The 15,937-nt window shown below is 72.5% G+C and carries 17 protein-coding genes; 7 read left to right on the top strand and 10 right to left on the bottom strand.

Annotation, left to right across the window (positions count from 1 at the left end):
• Positions 1 to 46: 46 nt before the first annotated feature.
• Both ABZ386_RS11575 and ABZ386_RS11570 read left to right on the top strand, forming a co-directional pair.
• Positions 47 to 2,122: an MDR family MFS transporter gene (locus ABZ386_RS11575; RefSeq protein ID WP_358964647.1), complete on the top strand. Its 2,076-nt coding sequence runs from the start codon at positions 47 to 49 to the stop codon at positions 2,120 to 2,122.
• Positions 2,123 to 2,240: 118 nt separating this feature from the next.
• Positions 2,241 to 3,152 carry a MerR family transcriptional regulator gene (locus tag ABZ386_RS11570; RefSeq protein WP_358964646.1) on the top strand — a complete coding sequence of 304 codons (912 nt, stop codon included), beginning with the start codon at positions 2,241 to 2,243 and terminating at the stop codon, positions 3,150 to 3,152.
• Positions 3,153 to 3,160: 8 nt separating this feature from the next.
• Here ABZ386_RS11570 and ABZ386_RS11565 read toward each other — a convergent pair whose 3' ends face one another.
• A complete protein-coding gene (locus ABZ386_RS11565; RefSeq protein WP_351333650.1) occupies positions 3,161 to 3,901 on the bottom strand; it encodes a cobalt-precorrin-6A reductase in 741 nt (246 codons plus the stop codon).
• 166 nt (positions 3,902 to 4,067) lie between these two features.
• On the opposite strand from ABZ386_RS11565, the gene ABZ386_RS11560 reads away from it, so the two are divergent.
• Positions 4,068 to 4,868, top strand: coding sequence for an HAD-IIA family hydrolase (locus ABZ386_RS11560; RefSeq protein ID WP_355727716.1), 801 nt, complete (start codon positions 4,068 to 4,070; stop codon positions 4,866 to 4,868).
• Here ABZ386_RS11560 and ABZ386_RS11555 read toward each other — a convergent pair.
• Entirely contained in the window at positions 4,854 to 5,627 is a 774-nt protein-coding gene (locus ABZ386_RS11555) for a sulfite exporter TauE/SafE family protein (protein ID WP_351333655.1), read from the bottom strand. The two genes, ABZ386_RS11560 and ABZ386_RS11555, sit on opposite strands and share 15 nt — an antisense overlap.
• A 73-nt stretch (positions 5,628 to 5,700) precedes the next feature.
• Positions 5,701 to 6,888: a thiolase family protein gene (locus tag ABZ386_RS11550; RefSeq protein WP_356523282.1), complete on the bottom strand. Its 1,188-nt coding sequence runs from the start codon at positions 6,886 to 6,888 to the stop codon at positions 5,701 to 5,703.
• Positions 6,889 to 7,074: 186 nt separating this feature from the next.
• Here ABZ386_RS11550 and ABZ386_RS11545 point away from each other — a divergent pair, with 186 nt between their 5' ends.
• The 4 genes from ABZ386_RS11545 to ABZ386_RS11530 are packed head-to-tail and all read left to right on the top strand — an operon-like array spanning position 7,075 to position 8,840.
• Positions 7,075 to 7,332, top strand: a complete 258-nt coding sequence (locus ABZ386_RS11545; RefSeq protein ID WP_114257742.1) for a WhiB family transcriptional regulator — start codon at positions 7,075 to 7,077, stop codon at positions 7,330 to 7,332.
• Positions 7,329 to 7,811: a DNA starvation/stationary phase protection protein gene (locus ABZ386_RS11540; protein ID WP_351333661.1), complete on the top strand. Its 483-nt coding sequence runs from the start codon at positions 7,329 to 7,331 to the stop codon at positions 7,809 to 7,811. Before ABZ386_RS11545 ends, ABZ386_RS11540 begins: the two co-directional genes overlap by 4 nt.
• Before the next feature lie 33 nt (positions 7,812 to 7,844).
• Positions 7,845 to 8,189: a DUF3140 domain-containing protein gene (locus tag ABZ386_RS11535; protein WP_031112803.1), complete on the top strand. Its 345-nt coding sequence runs from the start codon at positions 7,845 to 7,847 to the stop codon at positions 8,187 to 8,189.
• Between the two features lie 3 nt (positions 8,190 to 8,192).
• Complete coding sequence (locus ABZ386_RS11530; protein WP_351333664.1) at positions 8,193 to 8,840, top strand: endonuclease; 648 nt, start codon at positions 8,193 to 8,195, stop codon at positions 8,838 to 8,840.
• Positions 8,841 to 8,860: 20 nt separating this feature from the next.
• Here ABZ386_RS11530 and ABZ386_RS11525 read toward each other — a convergent pair whose 3' ends face one another.
• From ABZ386_RS11525 to ABZ386_RS11495, 7 genes are read right to left on the bottom strand one after another with little or no spacing between them, the layout of a single operon-like run.
• Positions 8,861 to 9,550, bottom strand: coding sequence for an SDR family oxidoreductase (locus ABZ386_RS11525; protein ID WP_114256607.1), 690 nt, complete (start codon positions 9,548 to 9,550; stop codon positions 8,861 to 8,863).
• A complete protein-coding gene (locus tag ABZ386_RS11520) occupies positions 9,547 to 10,428 on the bottom strand; it encodes a cupin domain-containing protein (protein ID WP_358964645.1) in 882 nt (293 codons plus the stop codon). The genes ABZ386_RS11525 and ABZ386_RS11520 overlap by 4 nt, the downstream gene beginning before the upstream one ends.
• Positions 10,425 to 11,786 (bottom strand): amidohydrolase family protein, encoded by a 1,362-nt coding sequence (locus ABZ386_RS11515; protein ID WP_358964644.1) that lies wholly within the window; start codon positions 11,784 to 11,786, stop codon positions 10,425 to 10,427. Before ABZ386_RS11515 ends, ABZ386_RS11520 begins: the two co-directional genes overlap by 4 nt.
• A 22-nt stretch (positions 11,787 to 11,808) precedes the next feature.
• Complete coding sequence (locus ABZ386_RS11510) at positions 11,809 to 12,789, bottom strand: alpha-ketoacid dehydrogenase subunit beta (RefSeq protein WP_355723970.1); 981 nt, start codon at positions 12,787 to 12,789, stop codon at positions 11,809 to 11,811.
• Positions 12,777 to 13,757: a thiamine pyrophosphate-dependent dehydrogenase E1 component subunit alpha gene (locus ABZ386_RS11505; protein ID WP_355723973.1), complete on the bottom strand. Its 981-nt coding sequence runs from the start codon at positions 13,755 to 13,757 to the stop codon at positions 12,777 to 12,779. The genes ABZ386_RS11510 and ABZ386_RS11505 overlap by 13 nt, the downstream gene beginning before the upstream one ends.
• A complete protein-coding gene (locus tag ABZ386_RS11500) occupies positions 13,754 to 15,079 on the bottom strand; it encodes a Xaa-Pro peptidase family protein (protein WP_355723976.1) in 1,326 nt (441 codons plus the stop codon). The genes ABZ386_RS11505 and ABZ386_RS11500 overlap by 4 nt, the downstream gene beginning before the upstream one ends.
• Before the next feature lie 52 nt (positions 15,080 to 15,131).
• Positions 15,132 to 15,773, bottom strand: a complete 642-nt coding sequence (locus tag ABZ386_RS11495) for an XRE family transcriptional regulator (RefSeq protein WP_351333682.1) — start codon at positions 15,771 to 15,773, stop codon at positions 15,132 to 15,134.
• Positions 15,774 to 15,937: the final 164 nt, after the last annotated feature.

Below are 15,937 nucleotides of genomic sequence, written 5' to 3'. Positions count from 1 at the left end.
GGCGTTCTGGCATGCGCACGTAGCCCACAGGTGTGAAGGTGACGACGTGACCGTCGTGGAGGAAACCGCCCCGCCCGTCTCCCAGCCGCCGGTGCTGGACGCCCGTCGCCGCAACGTCGTCTTCGTGACGATCATGCTGGGGATGCTGCTCGCGGCCCTCGACCAGACCATCGTCGGCACCGCCCTGCCGACCATCGTCTCGGACCTGGGCGGCGCGGACCACATGTCCTGGGTGGTCACCTCGTACCTCCTCGCGGAGACCGTGTCGACCGTGCTGGTCGGCAAGTTCGGCGACCTGTTCGGCCGCAAGGTGGTCTTCCAGGTCTCGGCGGTCGTGTTCATCACGGGCTCGTTCCTGTGCGGTCTGGCCACGAACATGTCGCTGCTGATCGCCTGGCGGGCGATGCAGGGCATCGGCGCGGGCGGGCTGATGGTCACGTCGATGGCGCTGATCGCCGACGTGATCCCGCTGCGCGAGCGCGGCAAGTACCAGGGCGCGATCGGCGCGGTGTTCGGGGTGTCCACGGTCATCGGGCCGCTGCTGGGCGGGCTGTTCACCGACCACCTGACGTGGCGGTGGGCGTTCTATGTCAACGTGCCCATCGCGATCGTCGTGGTGCTGGCGGCGGCCCGGACCATTCCGGTGGTGAAGTCGGCGTCCCGGCCCGTCATCGACTACCTCGGCATCGCGCTCGTCGCGGCCGGGGCCAGCGCGCTGATCCTGGCGACGAGCTGGGGCGGCAACGAGTACGCGTGGGGCTCGGGGGTGATCATCGCGCTGTTCGCGGGCGGTGTGGTCGCGCTCGGCCTGTTCTGCTGGGTGGAGACCCGGGCGCGCGAACCGATGCTGCCGATGCGGCTGTTCGCCAACCCGGTGTTCACGGTCTGCTCGGTGCTGAGCTTCATCGTCGGCTTCGCGATGCTGGGCGCGCTGACGTACCTGCCGACGTATCTGCAGTACGTCGACGGCGACTCGGCCACGATCTCCGGGGTGCGGACGCTGCCGATGGTGGCGGGGCTGCTCATCGCGTCGGTGTTCAGCGGCACGGTGGTCAGCAGGACCGGCCGTTACCGGCTCTTCCCGATCGTCGGCTCGCTGGTGATGGGCCTCGGCCTGTACCTGATGTCCCTCATGGGGCCGGGCTCCGGGGCGGGGCTGGAGTCCCTCTACATGTTCGTGCTGGGCACCGGCATCGGGCTGAGCATGCAGGTGCTGACGATCGCGGTGCAGAACACCGTCGACTACGCCGACCTGGGCACGGCGACCTCCGGGGTCACCTTCTTCCGCACGCTGGGCAGTTCGTTCGGCACGGCCGTCTTCGGCACGATCTACACCAACGCGCTGACGCCCAACCTGCGGGAGGGGGTGGGGCAAGGGGCGCAGTCCGGCGGCCTGGACCCGGGCACCGTCGCGACCGCGGCGACCAGCCCGGACGGTGTGCACGGACTGCCGTCGGCGGTGGCCGCCCCGATCGTCGACGCCTACGCCGACACCCTCCAGACCGTCTTCCTGTGGACGGTGCCCGTCGCCGCGCTGGGCTTCCTCGTCGCCCTGTTCCTCAAGCAGGTCCGGCTGCGCGACACCGCCCGGACCGGGTCGACCGACCTGGGTGAGGGGTTCGCCTCGCCCCACGGCCCGGACTCCCAGCGGGTGCTGGAGGCCGCCGTCGGAAAGATCATCGGCGGCACGGACCTGGACACCACCCGCCGGATCGTCCTGGAGTCCGACACCCGGCTCGATGTGGCCGGGGCGTGGGCGGTGATGCAGGTCGAGCTGTTCACGCGGCTGGTCGGCCACGCCAGCCTGGGGCTGATCGCCGCCCGGCGCAGGATGCCGCCCGAGGTGCTGCTGCCCGTCTTCGAGCGGATGGTCGACGAGGGGTTCCTCAGCCGCGACGGCTCCCTGCTCTCGCACACGGAGGCGGGCGCCCGCGAGGCGGCCGTGATCAGCCGGGCCTGGGCCGCGTGGCTGGAGGACCGGCTCGGGCAGGACATCGGCCGCCCCTCGGACAGTGACCTGCGCGTCGCCGTCGACGCGATCGCGAAGCGGCTGCTGGTGGAGGACCTGAGCCACGGGCTGCCGAGCAGGCCGGCGAAGGTCCTGGCGACCAGCACGGTGTGAGGGGGTTCCCTCCTCCCGGGCGAAAGGCGCGGGGCGGTGTGTATGGGGTTGCACCTTCCGTAGCGGCATGTGGTCCGGTGGACTTACGTCCCGGTCCCTTGAGGAAAGGTCCTTGCTCATGCCTGCGCCGTTCATGCCACCTCCCCGGGTCAAGATCGGTGACGCGGCGGCCTTCGCCGGCACCACGCCGCGGGCGATTCGCCATTACCACGAGATCGGCCTGCTCCCCGAGCCTGAGCGGGGCGGCGATGACCGCCGCCGCTACGGGTACGAGGACATGATCCGCCTGCTGTGGATACGCAAGATGGCCGACGCCGGGATCGCCCTGGACGACATCCGAGACGCCTTTACCACCGGCACGGCTTCCGCCGGTGCGGACAGCGGAGACGGTATCGCGGGCATCCTGGAGCGGCTGGAGGAAACCCTCGCCGAGCAGGAGGCGGAACTGCGGCGGCAGCGGAGCGCCGTGCAGCGGATGCGCACCGAAGGCAGCCGGATGGGCCTGCTCTCCGGCTTCGTCACCGAACGCCTCAAGGGCCTGCCCGAGGGCTCCCTGCGTCAGGCGGACCTGGACAGTCTGCTGGTCACCGAGCGGATCTTCGGCCCGCTCGGCGCGGCCGTCCAGGCCACCCGCTTCGTCGTCCTGGCCACGCATCCCGCTCTGCGGGAGGATTCCGACCGCATCGATGACGCCGAGGAGGCACTCGATGACAGCGTCGCCGTCGATGATCCACGGGTGGCTCAAGTGGCCGTCGAGCGGCACGCCTTCGAAAGCGCCCTGCAGGCCGTCATCGAGGAGTCCGGCCTGGCGAAGGACGAGGACGCCCTCTTCGACGCCTGGGACGCTCTGCACCCTGCTTCCGCCGATGACGGCGAGGACGAGGCCGACCTCAGCTCTGGCAGGCGGGAGGCTGGCTCCATGAGCGTGTTCGAAGCCACCGGCAAGATGCCCTACGACTTCTCCCCGGCCCGCCTGCGCTGCATGGAACTGGCCGAGGAACTGTCCGCCCAAGAGCCACCCGCGACCTGAAACCCGGCCTAGGCCGGTCCCAGCCGCGCCAGGACCCCCGCCACGTCGGGCACGGCCGTCACGCCGTCCGGCAGCGGGGGTCGCCGTACGACCACGACGGGCAGGCCGAGGTCCCGCGCCGCCGTCAGTTTGGCCGCCGTGGCCTCTCCCCCGCTGTCCTTGGTCACCAGGACGTCGACGCGGTGCTCGCGCAGCAGGGCCGTCTCGCCGGGGACGGTGAACGGGCCGCGGGCCAGGAGCACATGGAGGTCCGGCGGCATGGGCGGCTCGGGCGGGTCCACCGACCGGGCGACGAAGTGGAGGTCCGTCAGGTGCGCGAAGGCGGCCAGGCCGAGGCGTCCGGTGGTGAGCAGGACCCGGCGCCCGAGCCGGGGCAGCAGGTCCGCCGCCGCCTCCAGTGAGGGGACCGGGTGCCAGAGGTCCCCGGGGCCCGGCCGCCACCCGGGGCGGCGGAGCACCACCGCCGGCACACCGGTCGCGGCCGCGGCCCGTGCCGCGTTGGCCGTGATCGACTCGGCGAAGGGGTGCGTGGCGTCGACGAGTGCGCTCACGCCCTCCTCGCGCAGCCACCCGGCCAGCCCCTCGGCCCCGCCGAAGCCCCCGACGCGCACCTCCCCGTCGAGCGCCCCGGGCTTCGCCACGCGCCCCGCGAGGGACGTCGTGACGCGGACGCCGGGGCGGGCGGACAGCGCGGCGGCCAGGGCGCGGGCCTCGGTGGTGCCGCCGAGGATCAGGACGTGGGAGGACACGACGTCGAGCGTACGAGGTCCCGTACGGCGGGCGACGGGACGGGTGCGGACCACCGGCGAGGGCAGCGAGGAACGGGTCTGACCGCTGGGAGGACCGCGAGGACCCGAACACCGGAACGGGTGCGGACCACCCGCGGGGACGGCCGGCGGTCGTTATCGTCCTGGCATGGAGTCCGTGCGTGCCGTGCTCGTCGACATCGACGGGGTGCTCACCGTCTCGTGGCGGCCGTTGCCGGGGGCCGTCGAGGCGTTGCGGGAGGTCCGGGAGGCCGGTCTCGCCGTGCTGCTGGTCACGAACACGACGTCCCGGACCAGGGCGTCGATCGCCGGGACGCTGGCGGACGCGGGGTTCGCGGTCTCCGCGGAGGACATCCTCACCGCGCCCGCCGCCACCGCCGCGTATCTCGCCGAGCACTGTCCCGGCGCCCGGTGCGCGCTGCTGAACAGCGGCGATATCGCGGAGGACCTGGAGGGGGTGACCGTCGTCGACCCGGCGGACACCGGCGCCGTGCCGGATGTGGTGCTGGTCGGCGGGGCCGGTCCCGAGTTCGGGTACGAGGCGCTCGACCGGGCCTTCGGGCAACTGCAGCGCGGGGCCCGGCTGGTGGCGATGCACCGCAACCTGTACTGGCGTACGGACGAGGGGCTGCGGCTGGACTCCGGCGCGTTCCTGGCCGGGCTGGAGAAGGCCGCCCGGGTGGAGGCCGAGATCACCGGCAAGCCGGCCCGGGCGTTCTTCGAGGCGGCGCTGGCCCGGCTCGGCGTCGGTGCGGGCGAGGCCGTGATGGTGGGGGACGACGTCGAGTCGGACGTGCTGGCGGCCCAGCGGGCGGGGATCGCCGGGGTCCTCGTGCGGACCGGGAAGTTCCAGCAGGAGACGCTCCGGGCCGCCGACGGCACGCCCGACCACGTGATCGACTCCTTCGCGGATTTCCCGGCGCTGCTGCGGGGCTCAGCGCAACAGTAGTTGCAGACCGCCGACGACCGTCGCCGCGATGACCAGTTGCTCGAACAACCGCTGGTTGATCTTGTGCACGGCCCACTTGCCGATCAGCGCGCCGGGCACGACGAACAGCACGAGCGCCAGGTCGAGCAGGAGCGAACGGCCGTCGATCAGGCCGAGACCGGCGCTGAAGGGCAGCTTGGAGACGTTGACGATGAGGAAGAAGAAGGCGGAGGTGCCGAGGAAGCCGAGCTTGCGGAAGCCCGCCGAGAGCAGGTACATCGACATCACCGGGCCACCGGCGTTGGCGACCATGGTGGTGAAGCCGCCCAGCACGCCGTAGGAGCGGGCCTTGAGGCGGCCCGACCGGGTGGTGACCGACTCCGGCTCCTCCTCCGTGTCCGCCGTACGCCTGCGGTACACCGTCACGGCCGCCATCAGCAGCAGGATCGCGCCGATGGAGGTGCGTACGATCGCGTCGTCCGCCCACATCAGGAACACCGTGCCGACGACGACGCCCGCGGCGACCGCCGGGAACAGCCGCCACAGCGTGGGCCAGTGCGCGTGCCGCCGGTAGGTGGCGACGGCGAGCAGGTCCCCGGCGATCAGGACCGGCAGCAGCACGCCGGTGGAGGCGCGGGCGGGCAGCACCGCGGCGAAGATGGCGAGGCTGACCGTGTTGGCCCCGCTCACGGCGGTCTTGGAGAAGCCGACGAGCAGGGCCGCGAAGGCCAGGGCGGCGAACTCCCAGCCGGTGATGTGCCAGAGCGTCATGGTGTTCATGCGAACACCGATGCTATGTGCAACGAACCGGCGGGGTAAGCGCCGTCTCGCCTGATGAGCCCCCGGGGCTCGGCTAGTGCCGTTCGACGAGGACCGCGCTGCCCTGCCCGACGCCCACGCACATCGTCGCAAGACCCCGCCCCGCCCCCGTGCGCCGCATGCGGTGGAGCAGGGTCGTCAGGATGCGGGCGCCCGAGCAGCCCAGGGGGTGGCCGAGGGCGATGGCGCCGCCGCTCGGGTTGACCAGGTCGGGGTCGATGCCGAGCTGGTCGACGCAGGCCAGCGCCTGGGCGGCGAACGCCTCGTTGAACTCGGCCTCCTCGACGTCGCCCACGCTCCAGCCGGCCCGGGTCAGGGCCTTGCGGGTGGCGGGGACCGGGCCGATGCCCATGACGTCGGGGTGGACGCCGGCGGAGGCTCCGGCGACGTAGCGGCCGAGGGACTCCAGGCCCAGGTCGTTCAGGGCCTCCTCGCTGACGAGGAGCAGTCCGGCGGCGCCGTCGTTCATCGGGGAGGCGTTGCCCGCGGTGACCGTGCCGCCCTGCCGGAAGACCGGCTTCAGCCGGGAGAGCTTCTCGTAGGAGGTGTCCTCGCGGACGCACTCGTCGGTGTCGACGACCACGCCGTCGGGGCGTTCCACGGGCAGGAGTTCGTCGTCGAAGTGGCCGTTCTTGCGGGCCTCGGCGGCGCGCTGGTGGCTGCGCAGGGCGAACTCGTCCTGGCGTTCGCGCGGGATGCCGTACCGGGTGGCGACCTCCTCGGCGGTCTCGCCCATGGACAGCAGGCCGTGCAGGTCCTTCATCGCCGGGTTGACCAGGCGCCAGCCGAGGCGGGTGTCGACGGTCTCGACGCGGTGCGGCAGGGCCTCGTCGGGGCGGGCCAGGACGAAGGGGGCGCGGCTCATCGACTCGGAGCCGCCCGCGATCACGATGTCGGCCTCTCCGGCGGCGATGGTGCGGGCGGCCGTGGTCACGGCCTCCAGGCCCGAGGCGCAGAGGCGGTTGACCGTGGCGCCGGGCACGGACTCGGGGAGGCCGGCGAGCAGCGCGGCCATGCGGGCGACGTTGCGGTTGTCCTCGCCGGCCTGGTTGGCGGCGCCCCAGTAGACGTCGTCGACCCGGGCCGGGTCCAGCGCGGGCACATCGGCGACCAGGGCGCGGACGACGGTCGCGGCGAGGTCGTCGGGCCGTACCGAGGAGAGGGACCCCCGCAGCTTGCCGATGGGGGTGCGGCGGGCGGCCGCGAAGTGGACGGGACGCACGAGAGGACTCCTCACACCACCGGTTAATTAGCACCGCTAGTTTCGGACTATAGACCCTCGGCCGGGCCCCTGGGAAGATTTCCCGGCTCCCAGCGTCTCGGGAAGGCGTCATCGCAGGCCGGGACGACCGGTCTCCCTCATTCCGCATCGGGTTTGCACCACTGTGCCCCGGGCACCCGCGCGGTCATGGAGTGGTTGCGGAGCGCCGCCTGCGTGGACGAGGACCCCGAGCTGTTCTTTCCCGTGGGCACCGCGGGCCCCGCCCTGCGGGACGTCACCGCCGCCAAGCGGATCTGCGCGCGCTGTCCGGTGACCGACGACTGCCTGAGCTTCGCGCTGAGCAGCGGACAGGCCTCGGGCGTGTGGGGCGGCACCTGCGAGGAGGAGCGCGACGCACTGCTCAGGACCACGAGGAACGACGCGAGAAGGAGAAGCGCCCTATGACGGCTGTCAGGAGCACACTGCCCGACGAGGCCCGCCGGGTCTCCTGCGAGGCACTCCAGGACACCCTGGTGGATCTGCTCGGACTCTCGCTGATCGGGAAGCAGGCGCACTGGAACATCGTCGGACCGCGGTTCCGGTCCATTCACCTCCAGCTCGACGAGGTGGTCTCGGCCGCGCGGAACTTCGCCGACACGGTGGCGGAGCGGTCCGCGGCGCTCGGCGTCCCGCCGGACGGCCGGCCGGAGACCATCGCGAAGGCCTTCACGCTGCCCGCCCCGAAGGAGGGCTGGGTGCGCGACTCGGACGCCGTGCAGGTGATGGTGGAGTCGCTGCAGGACGCGATCGCCCGGCTGCGCGAGCGCATCGACGCGACCGAGAAGGCCGACCTGGTCACCCAGGACCTGCTGATCGCCATCACCGCCGAGTTGGAGAAGCAGCGGTGGATGTTCGACGCGGAGAACTTCCCCCGCGAAGGCTGACCGGCGCGCACGTACGTACGGAAGGGGCACCCCATGACCGACGCCCTGGAACTCGACGCGCTGTGGGAGGACTTCCACCGCGTCGTGAACATGACCTCACAGGAACTCGCCGCCTGGCTGCGGACGCGTGACGCCGACGAGGAGGCGGAGCCGCTGCCCGAGGAGGCGGGGACCGAGACCGGGAAGCACGTCCTGGCGATCCTCCAGAAGCGGCGCACCGACCTGACCGAGGACGACCTGCGGGTGATGCGGAACGTAGTGGACAGGGTCACCTCGCAGGTGGATCTGGAGAACGAGCCGATCCCCGAGGTGACGGCCGAGGACACGCGCCGCCGGCACCGGCTGATGACCGTCGGCCACGATCCGCTGAAGGCGTAGCCCGTGAGCCGGCAGGAGCGCGTCGTACGCGAACTCGTCGGCGCGCACGGCCGGACCTACGCCGACGAGGCGGGCATCCGGCTGAAGGACACACCGCAGCCGCTGTACCGGCTGCTGGTGCTGTCCCACCTGCTCAGCGCCCGCATCCGCGGATCCATCGCGCTGGCCACCGCCCGTGCCCTGCACGAGGCGGGGCTGCGCGATCCGCGCCGGATGGCCGGGGCGGACTGGCAGGAGCGGGTGGACGCGCTCGGCCGGGGCGGCTACCGGCGCTATGACGAGCGCACCGCCACGCAACTCGGTGACGCCGCTGAGCTGTTGAACGAGCGGTGGGGCGGCGACCTGCGGCGGCTGCGCCGGGAGGCGGGCGGCAAGGTGCCCGAACTGCGCCGCCTGCTCCAGGAGTTCCCCGGTATGGGACCGGCGGGTGCCGACATCTTCCTGCGCGAGGTGCAGGGTGTCTGGCCGGAGGTCGCGCCCTGTCTGGACGCCAAGGCCCTGCAGGGCGCCGAGCGGCTGAAGCTGCCGAAGGAGCCGGAGCGCCTCGTCGAGGCGGCCGGTCGGACCGACCCGGCCGTGCTCGCCGCCGCGCTGGTACGGGCGGCGGTGGACAAGGACGTCGTGGCGGACACACTGCGGCGCGCCGGGTGACGGCCCTGCTCAGCAATGGATCAGCCGAGCAACCAGCCCCCGTCCACGGTCAGTTCCACCGCGTTGACCGACTGGTTGCGCAGCAGGAAGTCGACCGCGTCCACCACGTCCGCCATCGTGGCGAGCCGCCCCGTGGGCGTCTCGGTGCGCAGCGCGGCGAGCACCTTCTCGGGCTTGGCCTGCCAGTACGGGCTGTCGCCGACGACACCGGGGTGCACGACGTTGACCCGGACGGGCGCGAGTTCCACGGCGAGGGAGTTCATCAGGCCCCGCACGCCCGCGTTGACCGTCGCCACCGTCGTCGCCCCCGGGTAGGGGCGCTCCTTGGCCTGGCCGCCGAAGAGCACGATGGCGCTGCCGTCGTGCAGCCGGGTCCGCAGCGCGTGCACGACCTCGGTGTAGCCGACGAGTTTGAGGGTGACCAGGCGCAGCGCGGCGTCGATGTCGTACTCGGTCACCTTGTTGTCGTCCCGGGAGACACCCGCGATGACCAGGTGGTCGACGCGCCCCACGTCGGCGAGGGCCGCCGCGATCTCCAGCGGCCGTGCCAGGTCCAGGGCGAGCCCCCGGGCGCCGATCTCCTTCGCGACCGCATCGGCCCGCTGGGCTTCGCGGCTGGTGAGGACCACGTCGTCCCCGCGCCCGGCGCGCGCCCGGGCGAACTCCAGACCGATCCCGGACGTTCCGCCGACGACCAGCACCCTGCTCATGAGCCCTCCTCCAGTGCGGCGCGCAGGTAGTCCCAGTCCCGCGTGAACCGGTACGAGTGTCGTGCCGGCGGCTGCGGCGCCTGCGTCTCCAGCCACCGCAGGGGCCCCTGCCCGGCGTTGGCGAACCCATGCACACACCCGGCGCCCGCCCACGCGAGGTCCCCGGGTTCCAGCCGGTACCGCTCGCCGTCGAGGGTGGCCTCCGCCACGCCCTGGAGGATCAGGTACGTCTCCTCGAAGGGGTGGTCGTGGGTGCCGATGACCCCGTCGGACGCGTACTGCACCATGAACATCGTCGAGCCGACCGCGCCCAGGTCGCTGTCGACCATCATCTTCACGGTGATGCCGCTGTAGACCAGCAGCGCGGTGCGCATGCTCGCCGTGACGGCCAGCAGGTCCTGGGACTGCTTGCCGGGGTCCATCTGGTCGGGTTCGAAGTGGCCGAAGGAGCGGGTGCGCGGGTCGCGGACGTCGACGCGCACCGGGTCGCGCGCGGGCGGGCCGGGCACCGCCTGGGTGTCGTGGCCGTAGCGGGCCCGCGGGACGGGGGCCAGCATGTCCGCCCAGCGGCCGCCGGTGTCCCCCGCGCCGCGCCAGGCGTGCGGTACCCCGATCGGCAGCAGGCCGTAGTCGCCCTCCTCCAGCCGGTAGGAGCCTTCGGGGGCATCGAGGATCACGGCTCCGGCGAGGATGTGGAAGGTCTCCTCGTACGAGTGGACATGGGCCGGGATCCGGCCGTCGGGCCGTAGTTCGCACAGGCCGAAGCCGGTGTGCACACTGCCGTCGTCCTCGCCGACCAGCGTCCGGCGCCGGTGGCCGTGGCCGTCGTACGGCGGCTCGGGCAGGTCGGCGGCGCGGCGTACCAGGTGGTTCGTCATGCCGTCGCCTTCGCCCTCTTCTCCTCCTTCGCGGCGAGGAGCCGGTCCCGGGACTCCGCGACGAGCCGCAGGGCGCGTGCGGTGTCGGCGAGCAGCCGGCCGTCCCGCTTGTGGATCACGCCGTCGACGAGGACGGTGTCCACGTTGGACACGTCGGCGCACAGGGTCACCGCGGCCGCCGCGTCGTGCACGGGGGCGACGTTCGGCGCGGTGGCGTCGATCGCGACGATGTCGGCGCGCTTGCCGGGGGTGAGGGAGCCGGTGCGGTCCTCCAGCCCCGCGACGTGGGCGCCGTTGACGGTGGCGATCTCCAGCATCTGCCGCGCGGTCAGCATGGTGTCGGGCACCGGCATGTTGGCCTGCCAGCAGTCGGCGTTGACGCGGGCGCGTTCGGCGCCGAAGGCCGCGCGGATCTGGGTGAACATGTCGCCGGGCACGGTGGTGACGACGTCGACGCTGAGGGAGGGCCGCAGGCCGTGTTCGATGGCCTGCATCACGGGCGGCCAGCCGTGCCCCATCTGGAGTTCCACCTGCGGCGCGACCGACACCGTGCCACCGCTGTCGGCGACCAGCCGCCACTCCTCCTCGCTGAGGTAGCAGCAGTGGACGTAGGTGGTGTCCGGGCCGAGCAGCCCCAGTCCGCGCAGCTGCCTGACCATGCCGAAGCGGCCGGCGAGCCGCCCCATGGCGACGTGCACGGTGATCGGGAGGCCGAGTTCGCGGGCGAGCGCCCACTCCTGCGCGACGACCTCGTCGACGCAGAAGCCGGGCCCGCGGGTGGCGAGGCCCATGGTCAGCAGGCCGTCGTCGGAGGCGAAGTGCGCCGACCGGATCCGCCGTACGTCGTCCGCCGGGACCGCGATCCTGCTCTCGAACCAGTAGTCGGCGAGGGAGGTGTTGGCACTGCCGTACGCGTAGCGCGCCCGGATGCCGGACTCCGCCAGACCCTGGATCGCGGCGTCCGGGTGCTCGGGGGTGTTGTTGATGTGCGACCAGTCGACGAGCGTGGTGATGCCGGCGTTCAGGCACTCCAGCGCGCCCGCGAGATTGCCCGCGTAGACGTCCTGCGGGGTGTACAGGGGCGCGAAGGTGTCGAGGATGTCGACGAAGTAGTCGTCGAGGGTGGCGTCGGGTGCGACGCCCCGGATCGGGGCCTCCCAGGTGTGGCGGTGGGTGTCGACGAAGCCGGGGATCACGATGCGGCCGGTCATGTCGAGGACCTCGGCGTCGGCGCTGATCTCGGGCTCGACGGCGGCGATCCGGCCGTCCTCGACGAGGACGTCACCCCGCGGCAGGTCGCCGATGACAGGGTCCATCGATATGACGTGCCCGGCGCGAAGGAGTATCCGATGGGTCATCGCGCTTCCCTCCATGGGGTGTTCAATACGCGGCGAGGCTCCGGACCGCCGCCACGACCTTCTCTACGGTGGGGATGACCCGCTCCTCCAGCGCGTCGGCGAACGGCAGCGGGACGCACTCCCCCGCCACCCGCCGCACGGGCGCGTCCAGCAGGCCGAAGCCCTCGTCGGCGACGATCGAGACGACGGTGGCGCCCCAGCCGCCCTGGTACGGGTTCTCCTCGACGGTGACGAGCCGCGAGGTCTTGCCCAGCGAGGCGAGCACGGTCGCGGCGTCCAGCGGGACCAGGCAGCGCAGGTCGACCACCTCCGCCTCGATCCCCTCCCCCGACAGCACGTCGGCGGCCTTCAGCGCCAGGGGCACCATCGAGGCCAGGGCGACGAGTGTGACGTCCGCGCCCTCGCGGACGACGGCGGCGCGGCCCAGCTCGACGACGTGGCCGGGCGGTGGCGGTGCCCCCTTGGCGGCCAGGAGCGCCTTGTGCTCGAAGAAGACCACGGGGTCCTCGCTGCGGATCGCCGCCGCCATCATGCCGATGACGTCGGCCGGAGTCGCCGGTGCGGCGATCTTCAGACCCGGCACGGTCAGCGCCCAGTTCTCGGTGGCCTGGGAGTGCTGGGCGCCGAAGCCGAGTCCGCCGCCGTTGGCCGTGCGCACGACGAGCGGCACGGTCACCTGGCCGCCGGTCATGTAGCGGACCTTGGGGATCTCGTTGGCGAGGTAGTCCCAGCAGCAGGCCAGGAAGTCGGAGAACATGATCTCCGCGACGGGCCGCATCCCGGTCATCGCGGCACCCATCGCCGCACCCACGATGGCCTGTTCCGATATGGGCGTGTCCCACACCCGCTCGGGCCCGAACTCCTTCAGTAGCCCGGTGGTCGTCTTGAACACCCCGCCGGCCGCGCCGATGTCCTCCCCGAGGCACACCACCGACGCGTCCCGGCGCATCTCGCGCGCGATGCCCTCGGCGACCGCCTCCCGGTAGGTGATCACGTCCGCCATGCGGCACCTCCGTCCGCCCACACGTCGGTCAGCGCCTCACGCGGGTCGGGGCCCGGCGCGGCCCTGGCCGCCTCGACGGCCCGCTCCACGAGGGCGCGGGCCCGCTCGTCGGCCTCGGTGACCGTCTCCTCGGCGACCCCCCGCTCGGCGAGCCGTCCCCGGGCGAGGTCCAGCGGGTCGTGCTGGAGCCAGCGTTCGACCTCCTCGGCCGGGCGGTAGGCCGCCGGGTCGGCGCGGCTGTGCCCGAAGTGCCGGTAGGTCTCGGCCTCCAGCACGGCGGGCCCGTCTCCGGCCCGGGCCCGGCGCGCCAGCCGCCCCACCGCCTCCTCCACGGCCTCGACGTCGTTGCCGTCGACGACCTCGCCCGGGATGCCGTGGGCGGGCGCCCGGTCGGCGGCGGGCCGGGGCACGGCCGTGACGTCGGCGATCGGCGTGTACTCCATGTACAGGTTGTTCTCGCACACGAACAGCACGGGCAGCTTCCAGACGGCGGCCAGGTTGAGCGACTCGTGGAAGGCGCCGATGTTGGTCGCGCCGTCACCGAAGAAGGCGACCGCGAGCTGCTCGGTACCGCGCAGCCGGGCCGACCAGGCGGCGCCGACCGCCATCGGCAGGTGCGAGCCGACGATGGCGTACGAGCCGAGCATGCCGGTGGCCGCCTTGGTCAGGTGCATGGAGCCGCCCTTGGCCCGGCACAGCCCGGTCGCCCGGCTCATCAGCTCGGCGAGGCACTCCTCGGGGGTGGCGCCCCGGGCGAGGGCATGGTGGTGGCCCCTATAGGTGGCGAACACATAGTCGTCCGGGCGCAGGGCCGCGCTCGCCCCCACGGCGATCGCCTCCTGCCCGGCGGCGAGATGGGTGGTGCCCTTGACGAGCCCCTGCAGGAACAGGTCGTGGGCGGCCTTCTCCGTGCGGCGGATGACGGCCATCCGCTCGTAGCGGGCGAGGAGTCCGGTCGCGTCCGTCATCGCTCGCCCCTGTTCAGGTGGGACTGCGCCTCGCGCCGGGTGTTCAGCTCGCCGCCCACCGTCCAGTACTTGCGGCCCGCCACCAGCAGGTCCTCCGCCGGGAACTTGGTGATGACCTCGCAGCCGTCGGCGGTGACCACCAGCTCCTCCTCGATGCGGGCGGCGGACCAGCCGTCGGCGGCCGGCCAGTACGTCTCCAGGGCGAACACCATGCCCTCTTCGAGGACTTCGGGGTGGTCGAGGGAGACCAGGCGGCTGAAGATCGGCTTCTCCCAGATGGACAGGCCGACGCCATGGCCGTACTGGAGGGCGAAGGCGGCGGTCTCGTCGGCGAAGCCGAACTCCTCGGCGCGCGGCCACACCCGGACGACGTCGGCGGTGGTGGCCCCGGGCCGGACGAGGGCGATCGCCTCGTCCATGTACTCCCGGCAGCGCGCATAGGCGTCCCGCTGCGCCCGGGAGGCGCTGCCCACGGCGAACGTCCGGTAGTAGCAGGTGCGGTAGCCGAGGTGGCTGTGCAGGATGTCGAAGAAGGCGGGGTCGCCGGGGCGGATCAGCCGGTCGCTGTAGACGTGCGGATGCGGGGAGCAGCGCTCGCCCGAGATGGCGTTGACGCCCTCCACGTACTCGCTGCCGAGGTCGTACAGCACCTTGCTGACGACCCCGACGCACTCGTTCTCGCGGACGCCCGGGCGCAGATACCCGTACAGCTCCTCGTAGGCCGCGTCGACCATCGCGCAGGCCTGGGTGAGCAGGGCGATCTCGTCGCCGGTCTTGATGCGGCGGGCCTCCAGGAAGACCTGCTGCCCGTCGACGACGTCGATGCCCTCGGCGCGCAGCGCGGCGAGGACCGGCATCTCGGCGACGTCGACGCCGAGCGGTTCGCCGGCGAGCCCGTGCTCGCGCAGCTCGGCGGCGATCTTGGCGGCGACGTCCTCGGCGATGCCCGCGTCCGGGTGGAAGGCGCCGCGCAGGGTGGAGATGCCGGCGCGGGCGCCGGTGGGCGGGCCGCCCTTGCCGTCGCTGTAGTCGAGCCACGGGTTGTACAGCTGGTGGTGGCGGGCGGCGGAGCCGAAGTCCCAGACGACCGGTTCGCCGTCGCGCACCAGCAGGGCGAAGCGGATCAGCTTGTCCATCGCCCAGGTGCCGATGTGGGTGGCGGTCATGTAGCGGATGTTGGCGAAGTCGAAGCTGAGCACCGCGCCCAGCTGGGAGCGGTTCAGGGACTCGTGCAGCCGGGCCAGCCGCTGCCCGCGCAGCCGGTCCAGGTCGATGCGCTCTTCCCAGTCGACGGCGTCGGTTCCGTATGTGCGGATCGCCATGGCGACCACCCCCACTTCGGAGTGAACGCCCGGGTGGTACGAGTGTCAAGCGTCACTGAACATCGCCGGACACGAACCAGACGCCCACAGCGGGTACCTCTCCATCGTTGCGGTAGCGGTGGGGGGTCGTCGACTCGAAGCAGACGGAGTCGCCCGGGCGGACCGTGTACTCGTCGAAGCCGAGCGTGAGGATCAGTTCGCCGGAGGTCAGATAGCCGTACTCGGTGCCCGCGTGCCGCATCAGCGCGCCGGAGCCGGAGGAGGCGCCGCCGGGCCGGTAGGTCACCAGCAGGAAGTCGACGTCCGCGCCCGGCACCCGCCCGAGCCGCTCCCACACGACGCCCGAGTCCAGCTCCAGCGTCTCGCGGCCACCGGCCGTGGCCAGCGGCCCGATCCGGCGGCCCGGGTCGGCGGCCAGGGCGGCGAGGGCGTGCGGGACGGTGCCGCGCGCCGCCGGGAGCGCCGCCGCTCGGGCACCTTCGCGGGCGTCGAAGAGGGACTCCACGGAGATGCCGAGGGCCGTGGTGATCGCGTACAGGGTGCTCACGGACGGCTGGCTCTTGCCGGTCTCGATCTGCGACACGAGGCTCGCCGACACGCCGACCTCCCGGGCGAGCGCGCGCAGACTCGTACCGCGCTCCAGACGGGCCTGCCGGATGCGCGCACCGACGGGCGGCACGACGGCCGGGGACACGGGCGGCTCCTCTCACCATGCGCGCGACACGCGGCATGTTCAGCTTCATTGAACAGCCCGCGCGGCGTGCCACGCCAGAGAGGACCCGGATCCGCTTCAGTCCCTGCCCGCCGAAGAGGACCCGGATCCACTTCAGCCCCTGCCCGCCGAAGAGGACCCGGATC

This window comes from Streptomyces sp. NPDC006140 (assembly GCF_040628815.1).
In the GTDB taxonomy this organism is placed as follows: domain Bacteria; phylum Actinomycetota; class Actinomycetes; order Streptomycetales; family Streptomycetaceae; genus Streptomyces.
The sequence above is the reverse complement of the archived record's forward strand: the minus strand, read 5'-3'. Positions and strand labels throughout refer to the sequence as shown.